Origin of the sequence: Chloroflexus sp., from assembly GCF_034435895.1 — a bacterium.
In the GTDB taxonomy this organism is placed as follows: domain Bacteria; phylum Chloroflexota; class Chloroflexia; order Chloroflexales; family Chloroflexaceae; genus Chloroflexus.
The window spans coordinates 1-8,932 of the sequence record NZ_DAOTWH010000276.1; the positions used below are offsets into that span (position 1 = coordinate 1).

General features: G+C 59.6%; 7 protein-coding genes and 2 pseudogenes. 6 read left to right on the forward strand and 3 right to left on the reverse strand.

Translation table 11 applies throughout. From position 1 onward, the window contains the following. Positions 1 to 76: 76 nt before the first annotated feature. Positions 77 to 478: an InlB B-repeat-containing protein gene (locus U9R81_RS15700; RefSeq protein WP_416180981.1), complete on the forward strand. Its 402-nt coding sequence runs from the start codon at positions 77 to 79 to the stop codon at positions 476 to 478. Further along, positions 433 to 606: pseudogene (locus tag U9R81_RS15705) on the forward strand (hypothetical protein); the annotation flags it as partial. The gene U9R81_RS15700 and the pseudogene U9R81_RS15705, both read left to right, overlap by 46 nt. A 129-nt stretch (positions 607 to 735) precedes the next feature. Here the strand turns inward: U9R81_RS15705 and U9R81_RS15710 are convergent. After that, positions 736 to 2,484: a DUF3352 domain-containing protein gene (locus tag U9R81_RS15710; RefSeq protein ID WP_322496374.1), complete on the reverse strand. Its 1,749-nt coding sequence runs from the start codon at positions 2,482 to 2,484 to the stop codon at positions 736 to 738. A 185-nt stretch (positions 2,485 to 2,669) separates the two neighbouring features. Here U9R81_RS15710 and U9R81_RS15715 point away from each other — a divergent pair, with 185 nt between their 5' ends. After that, complete coding sequence (locus U9R81_RS15715) at positions 2,670 to 3,680, forward strand: DUF4349 domain-containing protein (RefSeq protein WP_322496375.1); 1,011 nt, start codon at positions 2,670 to 2,672, stop codon at positions 3,678 to 3,680. A 59-nt stretch (positions 3,681 to 3,739) separates the two neighbouring features. Here the strand turns inward: U9R81_RS15715 and gyrB are convergent, their stop codons facing one another. Continuing rightward, a complete protein-coding gene (gyrB, locus tag U9R81_RS15720; protein ID WP_322496376.1) occupies positions 3,740 to 5,650 on the reverse strand; it encodes a DNA topoisomerase (ATP-hydrolyzing) subunit B in 1,911 nt (636 codons plus the stop codon). A 71-nt stretch (positions 5,651 to 5,721) separates the two neighbouring features. After that, complete coding sequence (locus U9R81_RS15725) at positions 5,722 to 6,579, reverse strand: hypothetical protein (RefSeq protein ID WP_322496377.1); 858 nt, start codon at positions 6,577 to 6,579, stop codon at positions 5,722 to 5,724. A gap of 374 nt (positions 6,580 to 6,953) precedes the next feature. Here U9R81_RS15725 and nusA point away from each other — a divergent pair, with 374 nt between their 5' ends. From nusA to U9R81_RS15740, 3 genes and pseudogenes are all read left to right on the forward strand, one after another. Further along, a complete protein-coding gene (nusA, locus tag U9R81_RS15730) occupies positions 6,954 to 8,282 on the forward strand; it encodes a transcription termination factor NusA (protein WP_322496378.1) in 1,329 nt (442 codons plus the stop codon). 4 nt (positions 8,283 to 8,286) lie between these two features. Continuing rightward, complete coding sequence (gene rnpM / locus U9R81_RS15735) at positions 8,287 to 8,613, forward strand: RNase P modulator RnpM (RefSeq protein ID WP_322496379.1); 327 nt, start codon at positions 8,287 to 8,289, stop codon at positions 8,611 to 8,613. 127 nt (positions 8,614 to 8,740) lie between these two features. Continuing rightward, positions 8,741 to 8,932, forward strand: a pseudogene (locus U9R81_RS15740) (hypothetical protein); the annotation flags it as partial.

An 8,932-nucleotide genomic window follows, 5' to 3' on the forward strand; every position in this document is an offset into this window, starting at 1 on the left:
GGCGGTGCCGACGGCGGCGGGGAACTACCGGCTGCGGTACGGGTCGCCAGCAATTGACTACGGGACGGCGAGCGGGGTGACGCTGCCAGCGACGGACGCGGACAGGCAGCCGCGGGTGACGAACGCGGCAGTGGACGCGGGGGCGTATGAGTTTCAGGCGTATACGTTGACCGTGAATCGCATTGGTGAGGGATCGGTACAACGTGTGCCGGATCAAGGCGCCTACACCTACCTTGATCAAGTGCGCCTGACCGCGGAACCGGCTGAAGGTTGGGTCTCTACTGGCTGGAGTGGTGATGTGGTCACAACCACCAATCCGTTAACGATAACTCTCAGCAGGACTACCGTTATTACGCCACCTTCAGCCGGCTCAACCGTGCTCCCGCCTTTACCAGCACTCCGGTCACAACCGCAGAGCAAGGCGCTGTCTACACCTATACCGTTCTTGCTAGCGATCCCGATACTGGCGATGTGTTGACGATCATTGCGCCGGCCAAGCCGGCATGGCTGACCCTCACCGATCACGGCAATGGCACGGCCACCTTGACTGGCACTCCCGCAATGCCGGGCGCTTATGGGGTGGTGTTGCGTGTAACCGAATCGTAGTGGTTTGAGCGCTGAGCAACACTTTACCATCACCGTAACCCGCACGCGCTGGGAGGTCTTCGTGCCCCTGATCACGAAATAGGAGCCGCAACCGGGAGTGGGGAATGAGCAATTCCCCACTCTCCATCACTACGGCTCAATACTCAACAGCAACGTCCCTCGCACTGCGCCGCGATCGTCGATCCCCACGGTGCCGCTGCTGGTAATGGCGTGGAAGGGCGCTAGCCGCCGTTCGGTATCGGGATCAACCAGATCGTTGCCGAGCCGGTTAGCTAGATCACGCGTCGCGCTGAGATTAACATAAAAGACTCCGCTATTTGGTGACGGCAACGCTTTTAGCGCATTGGTATAGGTGGCAAAACCTGATAGCTTCTGTTCTGCGCCGAAGGCGGCTTCCATGGCTTGCCGGCCCACTGCGATCACCAGATCGTTGCCGCTGAAGCCATAGCCAAAGAAGAGATCGCCCGCTTCAAACGCTTGCACCTGCGTGCGTCCGAGCGAAGTTGCTTGGAAGCGAATCCCGGCGAGGTCTTCGGCGAGTTCGCTCAACCGTTGCATACCTTGCTCGGCGGCAGCCTGATCTGACACACGCAGCGCGAAATACCCTCCTACCGGCGCCTCGGCACTCTCGTTGGGCAACACGGCGATCACCCCCTCGCCGTGAAACCAGCGAAACAGGTCACGGTCGAGATCGATGCCGAGATTGCCTTCGAGATCGCGGAGCGAATTGGCGGTTTCCGGCGCCGACTCGAGTTGGTCGCGCAGCCTTTGGCCCCAATCGGCGGGGATGGCAAAGCTAAACACGCCGATCGCTGCGCTGCTGACCTCGCCGGCCCGTTCGGGCGAGACGGTCGGGCGAAAGCCGCTGAGCTGTTCGCGCAGATCGCTGCTCAGCCGGGTTTGATCAAAAACAGTGACCGCATCGAAGCGCAACCCACTGTCGATCACTGCCATCGTGAAACCGATGCCTTGCATAGCCTGTGCTGCGACACGGGCATCGGCGATAAATGGGTTGCTCTCATCAAGTGAGTCTGCCTCGAATGAGCTGTCAACAAAGCGCGCCAGCGCTTCTCCTGCAATGTAGATCGTGCCGATCCGGTCATTCGGCAAACTTTGGAGCACGGCTTGGAATTGCGCGTTGCGGGCCAGCGCGCTCTCGCTGCGCTGTTCGATCAGTTTCGTGATGCTGGCCGCGTTGCTGGCAAAAACCACCATGTTGCGCGCCAGCGCGAAAGCGGCAAACGGCGTTTCATCGCTCTCGCTGGCGTAAATCGTCACCCCATTGGCGGTGTTGCGGGTGAAACGCTCGCCTTCCCCTTCCCGAAAAGCGCGTTGTTTGTCAAGGAAGGCTTGCGCGGCGCGTTGATCGCGGGCCGCTACGATCAGCAGCACATTGGCATTGCGTAGATTAGCATCCTCAAGCGGGTCGAGTGTTGACGGCGGGTTGAATGGATCGGTCGATTCGCTCAGTGCGCCGCCAAGCTGATCGATCGGCAATCCGTAGATCGCCACTGCCGCTTCAGCGCCGATCCATGGCGCGATGTCGTCAGCGAACGTTACGCCAAAGCGTTCTTGCAGAAAGTCCGCTGTTTCGGCGGTGTTCTGGTAATCGAACGTTTCGGGGAAGGCCCGCCGCAGCCGGTCAATGTTGGGCAGATCGCTCAGATTGGGCGTGATCGCAGCGTAGATCTGGGTTTCCGCCGGCAGCAGTTCCGGGATAGCGCTGGCCCGCTGGCTGAGCAGGGTGAACGCCAGTGCGCTGGCGCCGATCACAATTAAGAGCAACCCAACAATCCCGCCACCGATGATCAATGGCAATGGGCTGCGGCGTTCGGTAGGCGGCGCTGGTGGCAACGAAAACGGGTCGGGTGCGGTCATGAAGCTTCTCCTTTGTTGGCATAATATTTGTCTGTGTGTGGGAAGCAGACTTCTTACCCGCTATACCTTACGCATCTGCTGCGGAAAAGTTTCATCATTCGACCGGGAACCAAATCCCGCTCTGCGCCGTTTCTCTAGTCAAACACCGGTTATCAGCAGATTCTCAGGTTCGAGGAGGTCATCGGATGGCACGGCTGGTGATGATCATAATGGTAGCAGCGGCGTTTGGGCTGGCGGCATGTGGCGCGCAAGCGCCGGTAGCGTCGCCGCCGCAGTATGTTACTTCGGTTGAAGGCGCTGCGGCGCCCTCAGCGCCGCCGCAGGGCGCGATGATGAGTGGTGCGCCGGGAGAGGCGTTGCGAGCGGAAGCGGTTATGCCAGCGCCAAATGCGGCTGTCGAGGCGGGTGGCGATAGCGCCAATGCGCCGGCTGGCGCTCCGGCGGAAGGCAACCAATTGCAGTACGGTCTGCGGATGGTTATTTTGAATGCCAATCTGGTGATCGAGGTTGATTCGGTTGATCAAGCTGAGGCTAAGCTGCGGGATGCGGTTGATCGAGTGGGTGGCTACATCCTGCGCGCGCGCACGGTTGGCGAAGGCGATCAAAAGAAGTCGTCTGTCTCTTTCCGGGTGCCGTTCGAGCAGTTCGAGCGGGTGTTAGCCGAGGTTGAAGGGATTGCTCATCGTGTGCTCAGCCGCACCGTCGATGGAGAAGACATCACAGAACAATATGTAGATCTGACATCGCGGCTGCGTAATCTCGAATCGACCCATGCGCGCTTGACGGCGCTGTTGGAACGCGCCGGCACGTTAGATGAGATACTGCGTCTCAATCAAGAGATTAGCTCAGTGCAGGGGCAAATCGAGCAGGTGAAGGGTCGCATGCGCTATCTCGAACAGAACACTAATTACTCTACCATTACCGTCGAGTTGCGCCCGATCCCGCTCGCATCTACCTCTGCACCTGAACCGCAGAAAGAAGGTTGGGATCCGGGCAAAATCTTGCGTGAGCAAGTGAGATTACTCTTAACCTTCATCCAAAATATTCTTAACTTCCTTATCGTCCTCGGCGTTTGGTTGCCGGTCTGGATTATTCCCGTGCTGTTGGTCGTTTGGTTGATCCGGATGCAACCAAAGGCTGAGGAGCGCAAATCAGCCTATCGTCCAGCAGGCGCCGAAACCAAACGGGTTGATTGATAAGCGGCTGGCGGCGGGGGAAGAGATGGCGGGTCGTTTCTTCCTCAGCCGCCGTCGCATCAAATATCCAGCTCCACTACCTCATTGGCGTGAGTCTGGATGAACCGGCGGCGGGGCGGCACCAGATCACCCATCAACATCGTGAATGTCTCATCGGCGCGGGCCGCATCTTCCAGCGTCACCTGTAAGATCACCCGGTTCTGCGGGTTCATCGTCGTCTCCCAGAGCTGCTCGGCGTTCATTTCACCCAGCCCTTTGTAGCGCTGGATTTCGACCTTGGTGCCGGGTGGCAGCTTGCTCAGATAAGCGTCGCGCTCGGCGTCGGAATAGGTATAGACCTGCTCGCGCCCGTGCTTGATCCGGTAGAGCGGCGGTTGGGCGATGAAGAGGTGGCCGTTGGTGATGAGTGGCCGCATGTGGCGGAAGAAAAAGGTGAGCAAGAGCGTGCGGATGTGGCTGCCGTCCACATCGGCGTCGGTCATCAGGAAGATGCGGTGATAGCGCAGCTTGCTCAGATCAAACTGATCGCCGATCGAAGCGCCGATGGCCGTGATCAGCGCCCGCACCTCAGCATTCGAGAGCATGCGGTCAAGCCGGCTCTTCTCGACGTTCAGAATCTTGCCGCGCAGCGGTAGGATGGCCTGAAAGCGGCGATCGCGCCCCTGCTTGGCTGTGCCGCCGGCGCTGTCACCCTCAACGATATACAACTCGCAACGGGCCGGATTGGGGTCTGAACAGTCGGCCAGCTTGCCGGGCAGCGAAAAGCCCTCCATCGCGCTCTTGCGCGCCGTCTCGCGCACCTTCTGCACCGCGAGGCGGGTGCGGGCCGCCGAAATCGCCTTCTCGATAATCCGCCGCGCCTCGGTGGGGTTCTCGTCGAGCCATGCGCTGAAGGCGTCGCCGAACACCGTTGCCACCGCGCTGGCCGCTTCCGGGCTGACCAGCTTTTCTTTCGTCTGCGACGAAAACTGCGGGTCTTTCAGCTTGACGCTGATCACTGCCGTTAAGCCCTCGCGCACGTCGTCGCCGGTCAGGTTGCTCTCGTTCTCTTTCAGCAACCCTTTGGCGCGGGCATAGTTGTTAATCACGCGGGTCAGCGCAGTGCGGAAACCTGACAGGTGCGCGCCGCCATCCGAGTTGTTAATGTTGTTGGCGAAGGTGTAGACGTTATCAGTATCGAACGAGTCGGTGTACTGCAACGCCACCTCAACCATCACCTCATCAATCATGCGCTCGACGTAAAACGGCTGGCGGTGCAATACCACCTTATCTTTGTTGAGGTGGCGGACATACGAGACAATCCCGCCCTCGAAATAGAAGTTGAGCTCGCGGTTGGTGCGTTCATCGACAAACTTGAACCGCAGCCCCTTATTGAGATAGCTCATCTCGCGGAAGCGTTGGGCGAGCGTATCAAAGTTATAGTCGAGAGTTTGAATGATCGACGTATCGGGCAAAAAGCGGGTCGTGGTGCCGTGGCGGTCGGTCGGTTCGAGATCGATCACATCGGTCACCGGCACCCCGGCGCGGTACTCTTGGTAATAGTGGTGGCCATTGCGGTAGACATCCACCCGCATATACGCCGAAAGGGCATTAACTGCCGACACGCCGACGCCGTGCAAGCCGGACGAGACCTTATAGCCGCCGCTGCCAAACTTACCGCCGGCGTGCAAGCGGGTCATGACCAGCGTGAGAGTGCTAATCCCCTCTTTGGGGTGAATCCCGACCGGAATGCCAGAGCCGTCATCGCTGACCGTCACCGAGCCGTCACGGTGAATGGTGACGCTGACGCTGGTTGCGCGCCCGGCCATCACTTCATCCACCGAGTTGTCAACCACTTCGCGCACCATGGTGTGCAGGCCGTTGATGTCGGTGGGGCCGATGTACATGCCGGGGCGCTTTCGGACGGCTTCCATGCCTTCCAGCACCTGAATCTGGCTTTCGTCGTAGGTTGCCGGAGTCTCGTTCGTCATCGTTTGTGTTCCTTAAGCAAGACATGGCGGAGCGCTCAGCGCGCCTCGGTTCGTAAAGAACGGTATTGGCGTTACATCTTGGCGTAATACCGGTAAAACTGCAAGCGTGCGGCGCGCAAACCGCTGCCGATATAGGCATTGCCGACGATCGCCGGCGCTAACCATCCCGGCTGCATTGCTAGCGCTCGCCATAGATTGGCGAACCCAAACTCGATCACCGTACAGATGGCCAAGAAGGTTGCGATCGAAAACCAGCGCTGGCGGGCGAAGTGCCAGCTTGCCCGCAATGCAGCGAGCGGCCCGTATCGCTGGAACGTGATAATTTCAGGCGTGAAGCCAAAGATGACTAGCCCGATCAGGCTGAGCGCAATCCAGCCGGTGAAGAAAAATGGCGTTGTTTCCGGCATGAGCAATACTGTCACGATGCTGAGCACGAGCGGCAGCGCCACGATGCTCAGCGCAATGCCAACTGCACCGGCGAGCCGGATGCCGATCGCGACGCTGTGCGCCAACGTTGTTTGCAGCCATGGCCATTCTGGGCGCATCAGTTGGCGGAGCGACGCCAGAAAAAGGCTGCTGAGCGCGAGCGCAACGGCGTTTAACCCAATCACCGCCAACCCAAACTGCCCGGTTGTGAGCACGAGCGGCGGTGGGGTGACGGCCTCCGCTCCCGGCGTGAGGAGCGGGATCAGATTCGTGATCACCAGTAAGGTGCGCGCATCAATCGCGTGTAAGGTGCCGATCCACTGCGCGATGATGCTTTGATCGCTCGTTGAGGGGAGCGCCAACGTGATCGCGTTGCCGAGCCAGAGGTATGCGCTCAACCCGATCGAGAAGAGCAAGATGAACGGCTGGCGGTGAACGGTGGCGTAACCGGCAGCCAAGGCGTCAATCACATAGAATGGTTGGCGCATGCGTTTCGCTCGCATAGGTGCTCACATCATCACGCTCTATTATACCACAGATCGCCCGCCGGCGTCGTAGATTTTCGTACACATGTTCGGAATGCGGGGCGAAAATCCGTTCAAAAACGGTTTGCAAAAGCCGATCGGTGGTGATATACTTGATGTGCGGAGTCAGGTTGCCCCAACCGTGAGCATGGGCAGCCGCCTGCTTGACACTCGCTGCTGTCGAAATGGGCGACAGTCTCATCAGGCCGTTCAGGGAAGCGCGATGAACCGTCTGTGAGTACCGCTAGAAAGCCGCTTCCGCTGCTGTTGCAGCGGTCTGGCGCAGCAGTCTGCGTTGTTCGAGTGGAAAGTGGGTCATACCCACTTTTCTTATTGTCAGACGAGTTACAGCGATGAAAAGCGATTTTTACGCGGCGATTACTCAGATTGCATCCGAACGCGGTATTCCGAAAGAGGCCATCATTGATGTGATGGAACGGGCGCTGGTCAGCGCGTATAAGCGCCTGCTCGGTCCCAACCCGCCAACCGTCGAGGTGACGGTGAGGCTCGATCCGGTGAGCGGGATGGCGCGGGTCTACGCCGAAAAACAGGTGGTTGACGAGGTGTACGACGAGCGGTTTGAGATCGATCTCGCCGCGGCGCGCCGGATCAAACCTGATGCTCAGATCGGCGAGACGGTGCTGGTTGAGAGTACGCCGCGCGATTTTGGCCGGATCGCGGCCCAAACCGCTAAGCAGGTGGTGTTGCAGGGGATTAAAGAGATCGAACGCAACTACGTCTATAGCGAGTTCGAGAATCGTGAGGGCGAGTTGCTGACCGCTACTGTGCAGCGCAATAATGGCCCGCGCGGCAATGTCATCCTCGAACTGGGTAAGGCAGAGGTCGTTATTCCGCCTAAAGAGCAGGTTGCGAACGATCGCTACTACCATGGCCAGCGCCTGAAAGTGCTGTTGACCGAGGTAAAAAAGGATGATCGCGGCCCGCGTCTGATCGCCTCGCGCGCGCATAAGAATCTGATCAACCGCCTGTTTGAGATGGAAGTGCCGGAGATTTACAACGGCGCGGTTGAGATTAAGTCGGTGGCGCGCGAACCCGGTCTGCGCACTAAGGTTGCTGTCGCTGCTCGCCAAGAAGGGATCGACCCGGTTGGTTCGTGTGTGGGGATGCGCGGCATCCGCATTCAGAATATCGTGAACGAGCTGAATGGCGAGAAGATCGACGTCGTGCAGTGGTCGTCCGATCCGCGCGAGTATATTGCTAATGCGCTCTCGCCAGCGCAGGTGGTGGAGGTGCATCTGAATGATCACGACCATACCGCGCTGGTGATTGTGCCCGATAAGCAATTGTCGCTGGCGATCGGCAAGGAGGGCCAGAATGTGCGGTTGGCGGCGAAGTTGACCGGTTGGCGGATCGATATCAAGAGCGCGTCGGCGTTGCTTGAGGAGGAGCGGGCCGCTGCCGAGGCGCGCGCCGAAGCTGAGGCCGAACAGATGGCAATCGAGGCCGAATTAGCGAGTGCGCCGGTTGAGCAGCGGGTAGTGCAGGCCGATGGCACGATCCGCTATCGCGGTCATCGCTATGGCCCGCTGGGCAATGATCTGGTTGGCCAGACGGTACAGGTGCGGGCTACCTCGCAGAAGATCTTTATCTACTACAACAATCGCCTGTTCGCTTCTTATATCTTGCTGGAAGGCGGGCAGGCCTCGCCCGATGAGGAGTGAGACGATGGCGGCTCAAGCCAAGTCAGGGGTGGCGCGTCCGCGCCATGTGCCGCAACGCACATGTATTGTGTGCCGGCAAAGCGATGCCAAGCGCGCGTTGATTCGCTTGGCGCGCGATGCAAGCGGGCGGGTGGCGATCGATCCGACCGGTAAACGGCCCGGACGCGGGGCGTACCTTTGCCATAACCCTGAGTGCTGGTCACAGGCTTTGCGCCGCCACGCGGTGGAACGCGCGTTGAAGGTTGCTGCGCTGCATCCCGATGATCGGGCGACAATTGAACAGATGGGGCGGCAATTACTTCAGGAGACGATGTCAACGGCGTCTTCTTGAGACGTGTTCGGCTGCATTGGCGCCTGTGTGAAAGTTTGCTGCCGCCGGCGCCGTTGATGTCCGTGCGCCTAAGCTTAATGGGAGAACGTCAACTTGAGCGATGCTCTCCCCAGAAAGGGAGTTGATAATGAGTGATAAACCACGACGCGATACAGGCGGTACGGGAACGGGCAGTGGCCGCGGCGCCGGGCAGCCGGGTGGTAGCCGGACGACGAATGGCGCGCCGGCGAGTGGCGCTGGCCGTAACCCGAACCCGCTGGCAGGAGGGAACCGGCCACCGGCGAATCAGCCATCTGGTCGTCCGGCGCCGTATGGGCGT

Bases quoted from the DNA above. Each gene is read 5' to 3' on its own strand.
- nusA (WP_322496378.1), top strand. From the start codon at position 6,954: ATGAAAAGCGATTTTTACGCGGCGATTACTCAGATTGCATCCGAACGC.
- rnpM (WP_322496379.1), top strand. From the start codon at position 8,287: ATGGCGGCTCAAGCCAAGTCAGGGGTGGCGCGTCCGCGCCATGTGCCG.
- U9R81_RS15710 (WP_322496374.1), bottom strand. From the start codon at position 2,484: ATGACCGCACCCGACCCGTTTTCGTTGCCACCAGCGCCGCCTACCGAA.
- U9R81_RS15725 (WP_322496377.1), bottom strand. From the start codon at position 6,579: ATGCGAGCGAAACGCATGCGCCAACCATTCTATGTGATTGACGCCTTG.
- U9R81_RS15715 (WP_322496375.1), top strand. From the start codon at position 2,670: ATGGCACGGCTGGTGATGATCATAATGGTAGCAGCGGCGTTTGGGCTG.
- gyrB (WP_322496376.1), bottom strand. From the start codon at position 5,650: ATGACGAACGAGACTCCGGCAACCTACGACGAAAGCCAGATTCAGGTG.